This window comes from Parundibacterium terreum (genome assembly GCF_014636315.1).
Classification (GTDB): Bacteria; Pseudomonadota; Gammaproteobacteria; order Burkholderiales; family Burkholderiaceae_D; genus Undibacterium; species Undibacterium terreum.
The window spans coordinates 12,494-30,087 of record NZ_BMED01000008.1; the positions used below are offsets into that span (position 1 = coordinate 12,494).

A 17,594-nucleotide genomic window follows, 5' to 3' on the forward strand; every position below is an offset into this window, starting at 1 on the left:
GTTATTAGTGTGGCAAGCATGATTTATCGGCTTTCCCCACTGAAATCCGGTAAAATGACGCTTTTGCATAACCCAAAATGAGGCGCTCGCCTGGGGATGTTTGCCCGGCACGGAGCGCCTTTTTTGTAATTAAACTTTCATCGCATTATTTTTGGTATTAATGAACAACATCCGCAACTTCTCGATTATTGCTCACATTGACCACGGTAAATCTACTCTCGCTGATCGCATCATCCAGTTGTGCGGTGGCCTTGCTGACCGCGAGATGGAAGCCCAGGTATTGGACTCAATGGATATTGAGCGTGAGCGCGGCATCACGATCAAGGCGCAAACTGCAGCCCTGTCCTATAAGGCGCGTGATGGGCAGGTGTATAACCTGAATCTGATCGATACCCCGGGCCACGTCGATTTCAGCTATGAAGTCAGCCGTTCGCTGTCCGCCTGTGAGGGCGCGCTGCTGGTGGTGGATGCATCGCAAGGCGTAGAGGCGCAAACGGTCGCCAACTGCTACACGGCGATCGAGCTGGGTGTGGAAGTTGTTCCTGTCTTGAACAAGATAGACTTGCCGTCCGCCGATCCGGAAAATGCGATCAATGAAATTGAAGAAGTCATCGGCATTGATGCCGGCGATGCAGTGCATTGCTCCGCCAAGACCGGCCTGGGTGTGCAGGACGTGCTGGAATCCCTGATTGTCAAAGTGCCGCCGCCAAAAGGCGATCCGGCAGCGCCGCTGCAGGCCCTGATCGTTGACTCCTGGTTCGATAACTATGTCGGCGTGGTCATGCTGGTGCGCATCAAGAACGGTACCCTGCGTCCAAAAGATAAGATACTGTTCATGGCCACCGGTGCCCAGCACCAGGTGGAAAGCGTAGGCGTGTTTACACCGAAGTCCCTGACGCGCGACGAGTTGTCCGCCGGCCAGGTGGGCTTCATCATTGCCGGTATCAAGGAATTGAAGGCCGCCAAGGTAGGTGACACGATTACCATCGCCGGCAAAGCCGCCTCAGAACCTTTGCCTGGTTTCAAGGAAGTGCAGCCTCAGGTGTTTGCCGGCTTGTTCCCGGTTGAAGCGAACCAGTACGATGCACTCCGTGATTCCCTGGAAAAACTGAAGCTGAACGATGCTGCGCTGATGTATGAGCCTGAAGTTTCGCAGGCGCTGGGCTTCGGCTTCCGTTGCGGGTTCCTGGGTCTGCTGCACATGGAAATCGTGCAGGAACGTCTGGAGCGTGAATTCGACATGGACCTGATTACCACGGCACCGACGGTAATCTATGAGGTTGTGATGGCTGACGGCAGCATCCTGATGGTGGATAACCCGTCCAAGATGCCGGAACCGTCCAAGATTGAAGAAATCCGCGAACCTATCGTTACCGTCAACCTGTACATGCCGCAAGAGTATGTCGGTTCTGTGATTACCTTGTGTACCGGCAAACGCGGCGTGCAGATGGACATGAATTACCACGGCAGGCAGGTCAAGCTGACCTACGAAATGCCAATGGCCGAGATCGTGCTGGATTTCTTCGACAGGCTGAAATCCACCTCGCGCGGTTATGCGTCCATGGATTACGAGTTCAAGGAATACCGTGCCTCCGATGTCGTCAAGGTCGACATGCTGATCAACAGCGAAAAGGTCGATGCGCTGGCGATTATCGTGCACAGGGCCAACAGCCAGTACCGCGGCCGTGCAGTCGCCGCCAAGATGCGCGAACTGATTCCACGCCAGATGTTTGACGTGGCTATTCAGGCGGCAATCGGCGCGAACATTATCTCGCGTGAGAATGTCAAAGCCTTGCGCAAGAACGTCTTGGCAAAGTGTTATGGCGGCGATATCAGCCGTAAACGCAAGCTGCTGGAAAAACAAAAAGCAGGTAAGAAGCGCATGAAGCAGGTCGGCTCTGTGGAAATTCCGCAAGAAGCGTTTTTGGCGATTTTACAAGTGGAAGATAAATGAATTTTCAGACAATTCTAGGCAATTTTGCATTGATCCTGTTTGTATTGACTCTGGTGACCGGGGTCATCTGGTTCCTGGATACGTTTTACCTGTCCAAGCAGCGCCGTCAGGCAGCCGACCGGGCCCTGGCTGATTTTGATACACGTAATGCCAAATTGACTGCAGATGGCATACGTTTGCAGCAAAGTAATCGTGCCGACATAGAGGCCAGCCTGTTAAAGCAACCGGTGTGGATAGAATATTCCGGCAGTTTCTTCCCGGTGATTGCGCTGGTATTTTTCCTGCGCTCCTTTTTGTGGGAGCCGTTCAAGATCCCATCCAGTTCCATGTTGCCAACTTTGTATGTAGGCGATCTGATACTTGTCAATAAATACACCTATGGCATACGGCTGCCGGTATTGAACAAAAAGGTCATAGAAATCAATAATCCGCAACGCGGAGATGTGATGGTGTTTAAATACCCACGAAATCCATCGCTGGATTATATTAAGCGTGTGGTGGGTGTTCCTGGTGATAAAATAGTATATAAAAACAAACGTTTAACGGTGAATGGTAAAGAGGTTTCTTACGAGCCTTTGCCGGATTTCCTGGATGATGAACGCCTCAGCTATTCGCAGCAATTCAAGGAAAACCTGACAGGCGTGCAGCACAGGATACTCAACAACGAGGCCGCTCCAACGTTTGTGAAGGACCCGTATGATTTTGCGCATCGCGATCTGTGCAGCTACAACTCGGAAGGATTTGCCTGCACCGTCCCGGACGGCAACTACTTCATGATGGGCGACAACCGCGACAATAGCGAAGACAGCCGCTACTGGGGTTTTGTACCTGATCAAAATATCGTCGGTAAAGCTTTCTTCATCTGGATGAACCTGGGTGATCTTAAACGCATAGGCAGCTTTCAATAATTAATCTGACAGGATTTATGTATGTTGAAAAATAAATTAATAAATAAAGAACAGCATTTGAATCGCCAGCGCGGCATGTCCCTGATCGGCCTGATACTGACCTTGGGCATCCTGGGCGTATGTGTGATGATAGGCGCCAAAGTAGTGCCTACCGTTATTGAGTTTATGGGTATCAAAAAGGCCATCGTGGTTGCCAAAGCTGCCGGAACCACGCCCAGAGAGATCATGGAATCATTCGATAAGCAGGCAGACGTCGGCTATCTGGAAGCCATCAAGGGCAAGGATCTGGTCATTACCAAGAGCGATGACGGTTTTGATGTCAGTTTTTCTTATCAGAAAAAAATTCCTTTAACCGGCCCTGCAAGCCTGGTGATGGACTATGAAGGCACGACCGCCAAATCCGGCGTTGCTGCCAAAATGAAGGAGCAGTAAGACTTCATATGGATGATCAATTATTGCAAAAAAGGCTAGGCCATGTGTTCAAGGATGCCGCGTTACTGCAGCAGGCACTGACACATCGCAGTCACAGCGTTTTGCATAACGAACGCCTGGAATTTCTGGGCGATTCGATACTCAATTGTGTTGTAGCTTCCTTATTGTTTGAAAGTTTTGCGACGATAGATGAGGGCGATCTGTCGCGTGTGCGCGCCAATCTGGTCAAGCAGCAATCCTTATACGAAATTGCCCAAAGAATAGAGCTGTCGCAATTCCTGCGCCTGGGCGAAGGTGAATTGAAGTCCGGCGGTTTCCGCCGTCCTTCCATCCTCGCCGATACGCTGGAAGCCTTGTTCGGCGCCATCTTCCTGGATGCAGGTTTTGATGCAGCACGCGAAGTGATACGCGGCTTGTATGCGCCTGTGCTGGTTTCGGTTGATCCGACCACGCTGGGCAAGGATGCCAAAACTTTGTTGCAGGAATTTCTGCAAAGCAAAAAAATCGCCTTGCCACAATACAATGTTGTGGCGACTCACGGTGCGGCGCATAATCAGGAATTCGAAATCGAATGCCTGGTGCCCAAATTGGAGATACAGGTATTCGGTACCGGCGGCAGCCGCCGGGCCGGAGAGCAGGCTGCAGCCAAGCTGGCACTGGAAACCGCGCTGGCAATGCTGGCGAAGACGCCTGCAGCAGCACGCAAGAGCAAGCAGAGAACTGCGCAACTGAAACTGGCCGGCATCGCCACTGTGCAAACCGAGCCGGCAAAAGATGCCGGCAAGGATGCCGCCAAAGAGTCAGGCAAAGAAGTAGCCAAGGAAGTGACCAAAGAAGTTGCCAAGGATAAGCAATCCGCATCCGGCAAACAGAAATCCCTGCTGGAGCCCGCAGCAGCGCAGGCAAGCCCGGCAACACCGGCAACAGATAACGCAACACAGCAGCACCCAACGCATACTACGCAACCGAAGACAGCATGACCGAGCCAACAACCGCAGTAACCGATTCCAATGACGACTTCCGATGCGGCTATATCGCTATCGTAGGGCGGCCTAATGTTGGCAAGTCCACCTTGATGAATACGCTGATAGGCGCCAAGGTCAGCATTACTTCGCGCAAGGCGCAGACTACGCGCCACCGCATTACCGGCATACAGACCAAGGACAATACGCAATACGTGTATGTCGATACGCCGGGTTTCCAGACCCGCCATTCCAATCCGCTGAACCGCACGCTGAACCGCACGGTGACCAATACGCTGACAGCGTCCGACGTCATCCTGTTCATTATCGAGGCCGGTACTTTCGGCCCGGCGGATCAGCAGGTGATAGATCTGTTGCCAAAGAACGTGCCTTGCATCCTGGTCATCAATAAATCCGATCGCGTCAAAGACAAGGCAGTGATGATGCCTTTCGCGCAAAAAATCACTGCATTGTTCCCGTTTGCGGCTGTGGTGCCGGTGTCGGCTACCCTGGGCTTCCAGTTGGATGCCTTGGAAGGAGAGATCAAGAAATACCTGCCGCACAATCCGCCGATTTTTGCGGAAGACGATATTACCGACCGCAGCGAAAAATTTCTGGCGGCAGAAATCGTCAGGGAGAAACTGTTCCGCTTTGTCGGCGATGAACTGCCGTACACCAGCACCGTATTGATAGAAAAGTTTGAGCAGGAAGGTAATCTGCGCCGCGTATTTGTTGCGATCCTGGTAGACAGGAGTACGCACAAATCGATGGTGATAGGCAACAAGGGGGCGCGTTTGAAAGACATCTCCACGCAATCGCGCCAGGATATGGAAAAATTGTTTGGCGGCCCTGTGTACCTGGAAATCTGGGTCAAGGTCAAATCCGGTTGGGCAGATAATGAAGCCGGCTTGCGCGCCTACGGTTACGAATAGAGGCGCACACTCCACATGGCTGATCATGCCGTCGAACTGGACACCAAAGAAGCAGCCTTGCCTGATGAAAGTGTCAGTGCAACGCTGAACCGGCTGTCACCGGGCCTGCCGGAAAAACTGGCAGGAACTCGCAAACCTGCCGTAAAAAGAATCGCAAAAGCAGCTGCGCCGCGCGCTCCTCGTCCGGCCGCAAAAGAAATCCGCATCGCCAGCCAGCCCGGCTTTGTGCTGCATTCCTATCCATATAAAGAAACCAGCCTGATCATCGACGTCTTCAGCCGCGATCACGGCCGTGTGGCGCTGGTGGCCAAGGGCGCCAAGCGCCCGCACTCCAAGCTGCGCAGCGTGCTGCAGACCTTCCAGCCTTTGACAATGGGTTGGACCGGCAAATCCGATATACGTACGCTGATCGATGCCGAATGGGTGGGCGGCATGCTGCCGCTGGAAAAATCCGCGCTGCTATGTGGTTTTTATCTGAATGAATTGCTGATCAAGTTCATGGTGCGCGATGATCCGCACCCTGCATTGTTCGATCACTATGTTTCCACGCTAAACCAGCTTGCGCATAATGAGCCTGCCTCCATCGTGCTGAGGAAGTTCGAGCTTGCGCTGCTGAGGGAGTCCGGTCTTGTGGGCAACCTGACGCTATGCACGCTGACGCGCAGGACAGTATTTGCGCAAGAATATTACGTCATTGATCCGGAGTTGGGCGCACGTCCGGCCCGGCCTGCAGATACTGCACCGAAGGTACTTGGAAAAACCCTGACCGACATGCATATGGGGGAGTATCAGGACGCCACCACGCAGGCGCAAAGCAAGTTGCTGATGCGCTACCTGCTCGCGCATCACTTGCACGGCGCCGCTTTGAATACTCGACAAATCCTGATCGATCTACAGAATTTATGAACATCCATCAACAGACCCAATTGATCGATCTCGGCATCAATATCGACCACGTCGCTACATTGCGCAACGCGCGCGGGACTTCGTATCCCGATCCGCTGCAGGCTGCGCTGATGGCGGAAGAGGCCGGTGCCGACTGCATTACGCTGCATATGCGCGAAGATCGCCGCCACATCAAGGATGCGGACGTAGAGCGCATACGCCCGCAGTTGCTGACCAGGATGAACCTGGAAGCGGCAATCACGACAGAGATGATCGACTTTGCCTGCAAGATCAAGCCGCAGGATGCCTGCCTGGTGCCGGAGCGCCGGGAAGAAGTGACTACCGAAGGCGGCCTGGATGTGGTCAAGTATTTTTCCCAGGTACAGGCGGCAGTGAGGCAATTGCAGGCAGAAGGCATACGTGTCAGCCTGTTCATCGATGCCGATGCACAGCAAATCCAGGCTGCCGCAGAATCGGGCGCGCCGGTGATAGAGATTCATACCGGCCGTTACGCCGATGCGCATGACGATGCAGAGCAGGCCAGTGAGCTGGTCCGCGTCAAACAGGGTGTGCTGGAAGGCATTAAGCGCGGCCTGAAGGTGAACGCCGGCCACGGTCTGCACTACACCAATGTGCAGGCGATTGCTGCTATCCACGATATTACCGAATTGAACATAGGCCACGCGGTAGTTGCACAGGCCGTGTTTGTCGGTTGGAAAAAAGCCGTCAGCGACATGAAGGCCATCATGACCCACGCCCGCCTGCTGGCGGATGTCAAAGCCTGAGAGCCTGCGCATGATCTATGGCATAGGCACCGACATCATCCAGATCTCGCGCATAGAGGCAGCGCTGGCACGTAACGGCGAGCGTTTCGCAGAAAAAATCCTCGGCGTGGAAGAGCTGGAAAAATATCGCCGCCGCAAGGCCAAGGTAGAGGCGCGCGGCATACGCTTTCTGGCGACGCGTTTCGCTGCCAAGGAAGCCTTCTCCAAAGCCATAGGCATGGGCATGCGCATGCCCATGACATGGCGCGCGATGCAAACCCTGAATGCTCCCAGCGGCCAGCCGATTGCCGTCACCAGCGGCAGCCTGCTGGAATGGATGACAGCCCAGGGCCTGACTGCGCGCGTCTCCATTACTGATGAAACCGATTATGCAGTGGCCTTCGTCATCGTTGAAAAAAACGTCGCAGACCTTGCCAGGTGAGCAGGTGAGCCCTCTGGATTTTTCAAACCATGTCTGAACCGAAGTCCGAATCCACGCCGGAACCGCAGTCCGAACCGAAAGCTGAATCCCGGCCTGAACCCGGGCTGGATATGACGCCCGCTTTAAAGCCTGAAAAGCCTGAGTTGAGCCAAGCCGACGCCCGCGCTATCGTGCTGGAAACGGTTTCCAAGCTGCCCAATCTGCCCGGTGTCTATCGTTACTTCGATACGGAAGATAATGTGCTGTACGTAGGTAAGGCGCGCGACCTGAAAAAGCGCGTCTCCAGCTATTTCCAAAAGACCCTGACCAGCCCGCGCATTGCCATGATGGTGGAGCGCATCGCCCGGCTGGAAACGACCGTCACGCGCAGCGAGGCGGAAGCGCTGATCCTGGAAAACAACCTGATCAAGGCGTTGCGCCCGCGCTATAACATCCTGTTTCGCGATGATAAGTCCTATCCTTACCTGAAAATCACAGGCCAGGAAGTGCCGCGCATGACTTACTACCGCGGCGCGGTGGACAAGAAGAACCAGTATTTCGGACCTTTTCCCAGCGCCTGGGCTGTCAAGGAATCGATGCAGATCTTGCAGAAGGTGTTCCTGCTGCGCACCTGCGAAGACAGTGTATTTGCCAATCGTACCCGGCCTTGCCTGTTGCACCAGATCCACCGCTGCAGTGCGCCCTGCGTGGACATCATTTCCAAGGAAGATTATCTGGCCGACGTGGACAATGCGTCCAAGTTCCTGCGCGGCCGGCAATCGGAAGTAATGCAGACGCTGGAAACCAAAATGCTGGGCTTTGCGTCCGAACTCAAGTTTGAAAAAGCCGCGCTGGTGCGCAACCAGATGTCGGCATTGTCGCGCGTACTGCATCAGCAGAGCATGGAAACTACCGGCGATGCCGATATCGACATCATCGCCGTCATCGTCGAAGGAGGGCGCGCCTGCGTCAACCTGGCGATGGTGCGCGGCGGCCGCCACCTGGGTGACCGCGCGTATTTTCCTACGCATGTCGATGATGCGCAGTTGGCGGCGGAAGACTCTATCGAATCTGAAGTGCTGCAGGCCTTCCTGGCGCAGCACTACGTAGATCAATTTATTCCGTCCACACTGGTGCTGAACGTGGAGCTGGATGCGCCCGACCTGATGCTGGCGCTGGCTGCGCAGTGCGGGCACAGGATACATCTGTCCTTTCAGCCGCAGGAGCAACGCCGCGCCTGGCTGGACATGGCCGTCAAGGGTGCAAAAATCTCACTGGCGCGCATGCTGTCCGAGCAAGGCTCGCAACAGGCGCGCACCCGCGCACTGGTCAATGTGCTGGAGCTGGACATCGAGGACATCGACGTGCTGCGGGTGGAATGCTTCGACATCAGCCATACGCAAGGCGAGGCCACACAGGCATCCTGTGTCGTGTTCCATCACCATGCAATGCAGAACGGCGAATACCGCCGCTACAACATCAACGACATCACACCCGGCGATGATTACGCTGCGATGCGCCAGGTGCTGCTGCGCCGCTACGAAAAGGTCGCCAATGGCGATGGCGTGATGCCGGACATCGTGCTGATCGACGGCGGCAAAGGCCAGGTTGAAATGGCGCGCCAGGTGTTTGTAGAGCTGGGCCTGGATATCAGCCTGATTGTCGGCGTCGCCAAAGGAGAGGGTCGCAAGGTCGGCCTGGAAACCCTGGTCTTTGTCGATGGTCGCGCAGAAAAAGAACTGGGCAAGGAATCTGCAGCGCTGATGCTGATCGCGCAAATACGCGATGAGGCGCACCGCTTTGCCATCACCGGCATGCGCGCCAAACGCGCCAAGGCACGCCAGACCTCGCAACTGGAAGAGATAGAGGGCATAGGCCCCAAGCGCCGGCAGAGGCTGCTAGTGCGGTTTGGCGGCCTTAAAGGGGTGGCAGACGCCAGTGTGGAGGATTTGCAATCCGTAGAGGGGATTTCCCACCAGTTGGCCGAGGAAATTTACAAGCGCCTGCGCTAACTCAATGCCGCTCGCACAAAGACTTCTGCGCGGCAGATGCTAACTTCCGATACAGATTAAAAAACCGTGCCGCAAACTTAACAAATATAATGTGCGTAATCGATACTAAATAAAAAAAATGCCTTTCAATTTCCCCATTCTGCTGACCTGGTTGCGCGTCGCATTGATTCCCCTGGTGGTAGGCGTGTTTTATTTGCCCAAAGAATGGCTCAGCCCGTTTGAGCAGGGCGTGGCATCGACCATTATTTTCATCGTGGCAGCTATCACAGACTGGTTTGACGGCTTTCTGGCCCGGCGCTGGAACCAGACCTCGTCTTTCGGCGCCTTCCTGGATCCGGTCGCAGACAAGCTGATGGTAGCAGGCGCCTTGCTGGTATTGACCGAGCTGGACAGGGTTAATGCCGTTATTGCCTTCGTCATCATCGGCCGCGAAATCACCATCTCTGCACTGCGCGAATGGATGGCGCAGATAGGCGCTTCCAAATCCGTCGCAGTCAATTCTCTGGGCAAGATCAAGACGACTGCGCAAATGGTGGCCATTCCCATGTTGCTGTACTACGACACCCTGTTCGGCGTCATCGACACGGCCTACTGGGGCCCCTGGCTGTTATTGATTGCGGCAGTTTTAACGGTATGGTCTATGCTGTATTATTTGCGCAAGGCGTGGCCGTTGATTAAAGAAGTCACCGACAAAAATAATTAGTATCAAATTCTTGACAAGTTAAACAGGTGTTATATAATGTGCGCCTGTTGTTGATGCGGGAGTAGCTCAGTTGGTAGAGCGCAACCTTGCCAAGGTTGAGGTCGAGAGTTCGAGACTCTTCTCCCGCTCCAGTTTTATGGCGTGGTATAGTAGTAGGCTTGTAGCAAAAATTGCGGGAGTAGCTCAGTTGGTAGAGCGCAACCTTGCCAAGGTTGAGGTCGAGAGTTCGAGACTCTTCTCCCGCTCCAGTTTTTGGCGTAGTATTGCAGGTCTTGTAGTAAAAATGCGGGAGTAGCTCAGTTGGTAGAGCGCAACCTTGCCAAGGTTGAGGTCGAGAGTTCGAGACTCTTCTCCCGCTCCAGATTTTCAAAGGGAAGCTGGTAGCTTCCCTTTTTGTTTAGTTCAGTCCTCCGCTTTTTAAGCACCGATGTTTCCCGCTGTCATGGCAAGAAATTATCATCTGCATTAAAATAGCAACCCTTGGCGGGGTAGCAAAGCGGTTATGCAGCGGCCTGCAAAGCCGTGTAGACCGGTTCGACTCCGGTCCCCGCCTCCAGATTTCAAAAAGCGCTACAGGCGCTTTTTTCGGCTTCAACCGGTCGTATTATCAATGCCGCCGGAAGTAGGCAAAGTGCCCGAGTGGTGAAACTGGTAGACACATCGGACTTAAAATCCGCCGCTTCGTTAATAGCGGGCGTGCCGGTTCGATTCCGGCCTCGGGCACCAGTTACAAGTTTCAGGTAGTTTCAAGATATCCCAAAGCCCGCGCTTCTCCCTATGAGAGCGCGGGTTTTTTGTTTCAGGACGTACCAATAAGTTCTTTGACATCCCACGTTTTTGACGGTTACAGTGACGGTATACGTAAAATCCAGATACCGTCAAAAACCGTATACCGTCAAAAATGCCAAAACTCGCGCCACCACTCACTGATACGCAACCAAGAAACGCGAAGCCCAAGGAGAAACCGTACAAGCTGCCGGACGGGGGCGGGCTCTATCTTTTAGTCAATGCGGACGGAGCCAAGTATTGGCGCATGGATTATCGATTTAATGCTAAAAGACAAACATTGTCATTCGGGAAATATCCTGAAGTGACTCTCGCCGGCGCCCGTGCAAAACGTGCTGAGGCGCGTAAAGACCTTGGGGAGGGGAGAGACCCTGGATTATTGCGCAAAGCTCAGCGGGAGGTTAAGCGTAGTCAGATTGAGGCGAATATGCGGATTGCTTCTGGCCTGCCTGCCTTGGACTCGTTCGAAGCGATTGCTTGGGAATGGTTTGAAACAAAAATAGCTTCATTGTCCGAGAGCCACAGCAGCCGTACAAAGGCCTATCTCATAAACGACTTGATCCCATACCTGGGGCCTTTAAACATCGCGGACATCAAGGCTCCGGCTTTGTTAGAGTGCCTTCGCCGTATTGGTGCCCGTAAGAATAAACAAGGAAAGAACATTACCGAGACAGCTAACCGCGTCCGGGAACAAATGGGGCAGCTTTGGCGATATGCCATTGCGACGGGTAGGGCAGAGCGTGATATTGCCGCCGACTTGCGTGGAGCATTAGAAGCTCATGTGGCAAAGAACTTTTCGCACATTACGGACCCAAAGATTCTCGGGCAATTGATGCGTGATATCGAAGCCTATCAAGGCACGCCGGTCGTCAAAGTGGCTATGCGGGTGCTGCCTTTGGTTTTTACTCGGCCAAGCGAATTCCGCATGGCAAAGTGGGAGGATATTGATTTTGATGCGAAAGAATGGCGCTATCACGTTGCAAAAACAGACGTTGATCACATCGTCCCTCTATCGTCACAAGTCATTGAGCAGTTGAAGGCTTTAAGACCATTGACCGGCGACGGCGAATATGTTTTCTCGGTTAGGGGCGGCCAAAGGTCGATGTCAGAAAATACGATCAATCAGGCATTAAAGGGCATTGGGTATACCAGCGACATCATCCAACCGCATGGTTTTCGGCATACTGCTGCAACCATGCTCGCTGAAATGGGATGGGATGAAAATATGATTGATCGCCAGCTCTCCCACAAGGTGCAAGGAGTGAAGGGCGTTTATCAAAAGGCCAAATATTTGGAAGAGCGTCGAAACATGATGCAGGCTTGGGCCGATTATGTTGATGGTCTTAAGGCGGGCGCCACGATAATTCCAATACGAGCGGCCTAACGTCACTCCCCTAAACCGCAATTCTGCGGTTTTTTTTCGGCCAAAGCGTGAAATGCAAACAGGCTGGGAGTGTTTTTCCAAGTGTGGCAGTGTGGCAGATCGCAAAACCTCTGGAAACCCTCATGAATACTAGGTTTAGCTGCCACACTTATAGTTAAATAATGTGTGGCAAAAGTGTGGCAGAAGTGTGGCAGTCAAAAACACCCAACCATTTTATGCGGGTTTTCAAGGTAAAAACGGCTACAAGCTGCACCAGCTCTACGTTAGCGGGATCAAGGGATAGTTTTGAGACGACCCTGCACTTCTTGGAATTGAGCGCGAGAATAATTTCTCGCACGCAACCCGCCACGGCGATGTCGGTTATACAATAACAGCACTTATTTCTAATCTATACCCTGAAGGGCATTATGAGCAGTACTTCATTAGTCAAAGTGCTTACGGGCTACAAGGCTGACAGAGATCAATTCAAAAGGGTCGCGTCTTCAAACACTTCAGTGGCGTTTGATGAGATCACAGAAACACTTCCTGAGTTTTTCAAAAGCATCGCGACTGATACCAAAAAATATAAAGTAAAAGGTTCATATGGGCAGTTCAATTTTTCAATTGCAACTTGCCCATGGGTGGCGATATTTAATCGCGACATTACTGGGACCGCGCAAGAAGGCTACTACGTCGTTTTGCTTTTCTCCGAGTCGATGAATTCATGCTGGCTCTCGCTCAATCAAGGCTTTACTGCATACAAAAAACAGTTCATTTCTGATTCGTTGGCCTTCAGAAAATTGAGAGACACCGCCGATGAGGCAGTCAAACACATCAAACCGATCGCCGGGGCAAAATACGGCCCTATCAAACTTTCAGCGTCCTTGAATCTGGCCCAAGGCTATGAGCAAGGCTCTATTGCCGCTTTTGAATACACGACCGCAGCGCTATTGGCTGGAGAGATTTCCGACGCCCAACTCAAGCAAGATATTTCTAAACTGCTTGCGGCTTATGACGAACTCCATACTCTGTGTGGAAAGAATTTATTGAATCTCACGCCCGTGACAGAAAATGAGTATCAGAGTCAGGTCGATATGATTGCAGCAGGCGCCGGCGCCGATATTCCGGAGGACGAGATAAACCTCGAACCGGGTGGCGAAAACGTGCCACCGCAGTCGAATGCCTCCAAGGGGAGCAAATACCAGCGAGATGCGAAGAGAGCTGCAAATGCGTTAAAGCGCGCTGGATTTAAATGCGAGATCGATAGCACACATCCATCGTTTATCTCAGAGAAGACAGGTAAAAATTATGTCGAAGCGCACCACCTAATCCCGATGGGGATGCAATCTCAGTTCGCATTCAGCTTGGATGTCGAAGGTAATATTGTGGCCCTATGTCCGGCCTGCCATAAAAAACTTCACTATGGGCAGTTTGCGGATAAGACTAGCGACCTTAAAAAATTACTCAATGCGAGAAAAACTGATCTAAGCGCAAAGAAATTGGTCATTGACTTTAACACTCTCAGTAAGTTTTATCGGAAATCAATTGAAGAAGATTTTTAGTTTTAAAAAGACAGGTAGTGAATCGGTGGATAAAAATATAACCGCCGAACGGCGCACTGAAAATGAAGAAAAATTCAAGCAGGCCGATACACAACTTGAAAGCAAAACGAGCGAATCTCTTCGCTCTGGGATGATATGGGCTCAAAAGTTCGAAAGCCTAACGCCGGAGCAGCGTGCAGCGTATGAAAAACGTAGTGCGCAATTTTCCGCCAATATGAAAACGATGCGGGAAACGTTAGCCAGCACATTTGCGACTCTCAATTCAAGCATGGTTGCGGCCATGCGCAGTGCCAATGAACCATCGCGCTTGTCGATGAGAGCACTTGATCTTTATGATGCGTTAAAAGCAAGAGATCACATAGCAGAAGCCGAGATCATGGGTTCTCCAGATTTCGGCGCGCATCTCTTGCGCCTAGTAGTTTACTGGGCAGAAATGACCGAAGAAGAACGCGCCGAAGCGGTGACTGACGAGATGGCGAAGGTCGTCGAACGTATGGAGAAGGTTGATAATGGCTATCTACTTCGCCAGGATCAAATAGATAAAAAAACGATGATTACATACTTTAATAAAAAAAATCATGTAATTAGAAATCGCGCCGAGCTCGAAAGTTGGCCCTTTGAGGATTGGCCTTTGGAGCGCAACTACGGGCCAGATACGCTAGTTAAATGGTACAAAGAAGCCATGCCGCATGTCAGGCTGGTAGGCGGGCGCCCGAGAAAAATAACATTAAGCGACGATTGATTTTTGGGATCCATTAGTGTTTTACAACAAATTAACAGATCGTCAGTAAGCTAGTAATAATTTTCAAATAATTTTGATTCGCAGGCTATGTCCAGGTGATAAACATTTGGCGATTTTTCTTCTAGCAATATAGCGAATCGTCGTTTTACTATTATTCAGGAGTATGCAAATGGAGATTAAAAATGTATTCGCATTATGTTTGGCTTGTATTTTTTTGACATTTTCCTCTACTTACGCTTATTTTTTGCGCTCGCGATCAAAAAAAGTGATGATGGAAGAGTTAGAAAAAGAAATACAAGCAAAGGTGCGATCTGCGTTGGGAAAACCATCTCCTCATATACCCTCAGACATTCAATCCATTTCTTCTATCTACTGCGACATTTACACTCAAGCGACATATGCTGAGCAAGATGGATTGACACAAATTTGTGGGCTTGGTTTTGGAAAAGCACTTGAGGTACTGATCAAGGACTATGCTATTTTTGAAAATCCCGGGGACTCAGAAAAAATAAAAAAAGCGACTTTAGCTGAATGCATCAACAACATTAAGGATGATTCAATTAAGGGGAGTTCAGATTTGGCACGTGCGCTTCGAAACGATGAGACGCATTACATTAAGAAATACAATTCGCACGATACCAAGGACCTCAAGGGGCTGATCCAGATAGCGATGACTCTTATTGAGCAAGCGATAAGCAGGAAAAAAGTTGACGCAGAAATTGAGCGCATACGTCAAAAAATGGAAAAGGATCGCAACGCTAATTAAAATGACTGATCAAAGTAAACTACCCCTAGAGCAAGACCAACCTGCTGAAAACGACGAGCTCGGTTTTAATTCGTCGGTGAGCGAATTAGCGTCAATTATTGAAAATTTTTTGCCAAACACACAGATCAAGACAAAAGCGTTTGTCATAGGTATCGAGGGCAAGTGGGGGGAAGGCAAAAGTACGTTTATCAAGCTTCTTCAAAAATTGTTGTTGATGGATGCTCCTGAGGCGCCCGGGTGGGGGAAACGACTACTCATGCGTCTATTGAAACCTGTGAATATGTTGTTGTTGAAGTTGCATATTACAACCCGACTTCAAGAATGGATGGTCAGAAGTGATCCTCCCAGGCTCACGGTAATCAATTTTGACCCATGGTGGTTCAATGGAAAAGACCACCTACTCGATAATTTTTTAACCGAACTGAGTGGATCGGAATCAGCTGCGATACTAGGAATAAGGACTGCACTAACAAATTTGCAGAAAACACTTCCCAGTCATAAGAAACACATTCTCGATTTTCTTTCTCCGCAGATCGCCACTGTCCTACCGTTATTAGGTGGTGGGCTGAGTATCCTCGGACTTAGCTACCCACCAATCTTGATGTTTCTAAATGAAGGTAAGCCTTCAAGTACTTTGGCATTTATAGTCTATGCGGCTGTAGTACTTTTGTTATCTCTAATATGTAAATTTTACGCTGTGCCGGCAACGTTTGATGCTCGGAGAAAAGCGCTTCAGAAAAAGATTTCAAACCAGAGCAAGCGCCTAGTTGTGATTATCGATAACATTGATCGATTGGCATCGGATGAGATTGAAGAATTGTTCCGCGTAGTGAAATCAGTACTAGATTTGAGCAATATAGTTTATGTCCTTGCCTATGACCGATTAGTAGTCTCCGCAGCTCTGGAAAAGGCACATCCGGGCAACGGGCATACTTATTTGGATAAGATAGTGCAAATGCCCTACCCCATGCCTAAGCCACAAGACCATGACTTCAAAAAATATTTAAATAGGGTGATTTATGAGCTGCCAATGCTTTTAGAGCATGATGGAAGATCTGTGAAAATGACTGCTGAAGATAAACGCAGGCTTGATTTGTTACCGCTTCTAGTAACAGTACCCAGAGATGCAAAGCGCCTCAAGAATGCTCTGATTGTCACCCACGGTAAACATGTAGCGGGAGAAATTCATCCTGTTGATTTTATATTGTTGAAGGCATGCGAATTATTCGCGCCAAACGTAGCGGCAGAACTTCTGTCGCTTAAGACTAGAAAAATTTTGCCCTCAATTTTAAAAAACTACATCGATGACAACGTTGATAAATATCTAAAAATACTGGAGGATCGTTATCCGGAAACCGCTATGTGGTTATCCGAAGACTATAAGCGATTAGACTTAGTGCCGTTTTTAAGCAGCCAGCCCTTCAATCTGTTCAGACACAAATTTGGCCTCGCACAGGTAGCTCCAGAGGTAAATAATCTCGACACGGCCTGGAAGAATTACGGCCGAATCACTGAATCAACCACGATAATAAATTACCTTCAACGAACACTCGCCCCGGGAGAGGCCCGTCGACGCATTGTAGATGGCCTATTGAATTCAAGAGAGTTAGGGGACTTTGCAACTAATTTCCGTGGTATTCAGCCTGAAGCTTTTGAGCAATATTTAGCTAAGCTGTATTCGACTCTGGCAACGCTGACATCGACAGATCGCGCACAATTAAATATTAAAGCTATTTTGATGGGAATAGGTGATTGTGACAGCCTTCTGAGGCGCCAAGCGATTCGTTGGGGGAGAATGGCGCAGCTCAATGAGCTTGTCACCAAACTCGTTAAAGTGCTCTTTTTAGAGACTAGCGAGGCACTGTCTTTGGCATTTGCGTTACTCGACCGTCAGCAATTGGTATACCCAATCTACGAATTGGTCAGAGAGTACGACGATAAAAATAAGTATTTCGGCTTGAAACAAAACGCTGTCAGGGAGTACGTAGCGGATGTGATTCAAAAAATGCCGACGCGGTTGGCTTATGAAATCGAGATAGGTAGTAGCGCATACAAAATTGCAAGTGAAATGAAAAAATTGGATGCTGCTAATTTTAACAATCGGTTGATTTACAAGTGTGTCGATGAAGAATATTTCATTGATCTTTGCGTTAGCTACGCAGAAATAATTGAGACTCAAAGTAGTATTCCTGACGATTTCTTATCAACTTATGAGTGGATTCGAGTTAGGGTGTTCTCCAAATTGAATGGTCAAGAGTCGATTGAGGCACCAATAAAAAAATCGTTTCAAGTCATTCATAAACATCTGAGCGTGCAGAAAACGTTACAACTCGAAGGAAAAACGACTTAATCGCACACCAGCAGTTACAAGTTAACCCAGGTTGACCCCGTAAAAGCCCTGT

At 50.5% G+C, this 17,594-nt stretch carries 15 protein-coding genes and 5 tRNA genes; all 20 read left to right on the forward strand.

Annotated elements, in window-relative coordinates; genetic code table 11:
* Positions 1–160 precede the first annotated feature (160 nt).
* The 20 genes from lepA (at position 161) to IEW12_RS26485 (ending at position 17,542) form a co-directional block, all read left to right on the forward strand.
* Positions 161–1,954, forward strand: coding sequence for a translation elongation factor 4 (gene lepA, locus IEW12_RS26390; protein ID WP_188569149.1), 1,794 nt, complete (start codon positions 161–163; stop codon positions 1,952–1,954).
* The gene (gene lepB / locus IEW12_RS26395; protein WP_188569150.1) at positions 1,951–2,862 is read left to right on the forward strand and encodes a signal peptidase I; all 912 of its coding nucleotides are present in this window, start codon (positions 1,951–1,953) and stop codon (positions 2,860–2,862) included. Before lepA ends, lepB begins: the two co-directional genes overlap by 4 nt.
* Before the next feature lie 21 nt (positions 2,863–2,883).
* Complete coding sequence (locus tag IEW12_RS26400) at positions 2,884–3,294, forward strand: DUF4845 domain-containing protein (RefSeq protein ID WP_188569151.1); 411 nt, start codon at positions 2,884–2,886, stop codon at positions 3,292–3,294.
* An 8-nt stretch (positions 3,295–3,302) separates the two neighbouring features.
* Positions 3,303–4,274 carry a ribonuclease III gene (gene rnc, locus IEW12_RS26405; RefSeq protein WP_188569152.1) on the forward strand — a complete coding sequence of 324 codons (972 nt, stop codon included), beginning with the start codon at positions 3,303–3,305 and terminating at the stop codon, positions 4,272–4,274.
* Positions 4,271–5,188 (forward strand): GTPase Era, encoded by a 918-nt coding sequence (era, locus tag IEW12_RS26410; RefSeq protein ID WP_188569153.1) that lies wholly within the window; start codon positions 4,271–4,273, stop codon positions 5,186–5,188. The genes rnc and era overlap by 4 nt, the downstream gene beginning before the upstream one ends.
* A 15-nt stretch (positions 5,189–5,203) precedes the next feature.
* Positions 5,204–6,094 (forward strand): DNA repair protein RecO, encoded by an 891-nt coding sequence (gene recO / locus IEW12_RS26415; RefSeq protein ID WP_188569154.1) that lies wholly within the window; start codon positions 5,204–5,206, stop codon positions 6,092–6,094.
* Positions 6,091–6,858 (forward strand): pyridoxine 5'-phosphate synthase, encoded by a 768-nt coding sequence (gene pdxJ / locus IEW12_RS26420; RefSeq protein WP_188569155.1) that lies wholly within the window; start codon positions 6,091–6,093, stop codon positions 6,856–6,858. Before recO ends, pdxJ begins: the two co-directional genes overlap by 4 nt.
* 10 nt (positions 6,859–6,868) lie before the next feature.
* Complete coding sequence (gene acpS, locus IEW12_RS26425) at positions 6,869–7,279, forward strand: holo-ACP synthase (protein ID WP_188569349.1); 411 nt, start codon at positions 6,869–6,871, stop codon at positions 7,277–7,279.
* A gap of 110 nt (positions 7,280–7,389) precedes the next feature.
* On the forward strand, positions 7,390–9,270 hold the full coding sequence (gene uvrC / locus IEW12_RS26430; protein ID WP_188569350.1) for an excinuclease ABC subunit UvrC: 1,881 nt from the start codon (positions 7,390–7,392) through the stop codon (positions 9,268–9,270).
* A gap of 118 nt (positions 9,271–9,388) precedes the next feature.
* Complete coding sequence (pgsA, locus tag IEW12_RS26435; RefSeq protein ID WP_188569156.1) at positions 9,389–9,973, forward strand: CDP-diacylglycerol--glycerol-3-phosphate 3-phosphatidyltransferase; 585 nt, start codon at positions 9,389–9,391, stop codon at positions 9,971–9,973.
* 55 nt (positions 9,974–10,028) lie between these two features.
* Positions 10,029–10,104: transfer RNA gene (locus IEW12_RS26440), tRNA-Gly, on the forward strand.
* 41 nt (positions 10,105–10,145) lie between these two features.
* Positions 10,146–10,221, forward strand: a tRNA-Gly gene (locus IEW12_RS26445).
* A 37-nt stretch (positions 10,222–10,258) separates the two neighbouring features.
* Positions 10,259–10,334, forward strand: a tRNA-Gly gene (locus IEW12_RS26450).
* A gap of 121 nt (positions 10,335–10,455) precedes the next feature.
* A tRNA-Cys gene (locus tag IEW12_RS26455) sits at positions 10,456–10,529 on the forward strand.
* A 77-nt stretch (positions 10,530–10,606) separates the two neighbouring features.
* Positions 10,607–10,699: transfer RNA gene (locus IEW12_RS26460), tRNA-Leu, on the forward strand.
* A 175-nt stretch (positions 10,700–10,874) separates the two neighbouring features.
* Positions 10,875–12,143, forward strand: a complete 1,269-nt coding sequence (locus IEW12_RS26465) for a tyrosine-type recombinase/integrase (RefSeq protein WP_188569157.1) — start codon at positions 10,875–10,877, stop codon at positions 12,141–12,143.
* A gap of 407 nt (positions 12,144–12,550) precedes the next feature.
* Complete coding sequence (locus IEW12_RS26470; RefSeq protein ID WP_188569158.1) at positions 12,551–13,684, forward strand: MrcB family domain-containing protein; 1,134 nt, start codon at positions 12,551–12,553, stop codon at positions 13,682–13,684.
* Positions 13,668–14,426 (forward strand): hypothetical protein, encoded by a 759-nt coding sequence (locus tag IEW12_RS26475; protein WP_188569159.1) that lies wholly within the window; start codon positions 13,668–13,670, stop codon positions 14,424–14,426. The genes IEW12_RS26470 and IEW12_RS26475 overlap by 17 nt, the downstream gene beginning before the upstream one ends.
* 169 nt (positions 14,427–14,595) lie before the next feature.
* Entirely contained in the window at positions 14,596–15,192 is a 597-nt protein-coding gene (locus tag IEW12_RS26480; protein ID WP_188569160.1) for a hypothetical protein, read from the forward strand.
* Positions 15,134–17,542 carry a KAP family P-loop NTPase fold protein gene (locus IEW12_RS26485; RefSeq protein ID WP_188569161.1) on the forward strand — a complete coding sequence of 803 codons (2,409 nt, stop codon included), beginning with the start codon at positions 15,134–15,136 and terminating at the stop codon, positions 17,540–17,542. Before IEW12_RS26480 ends, IEW12_RS26485 begins: the two co-directional genes overlap by 59 nt.
* The last annotated feature ends 52 nt before the right edge of the window (positions 17,543–17,594 follow it).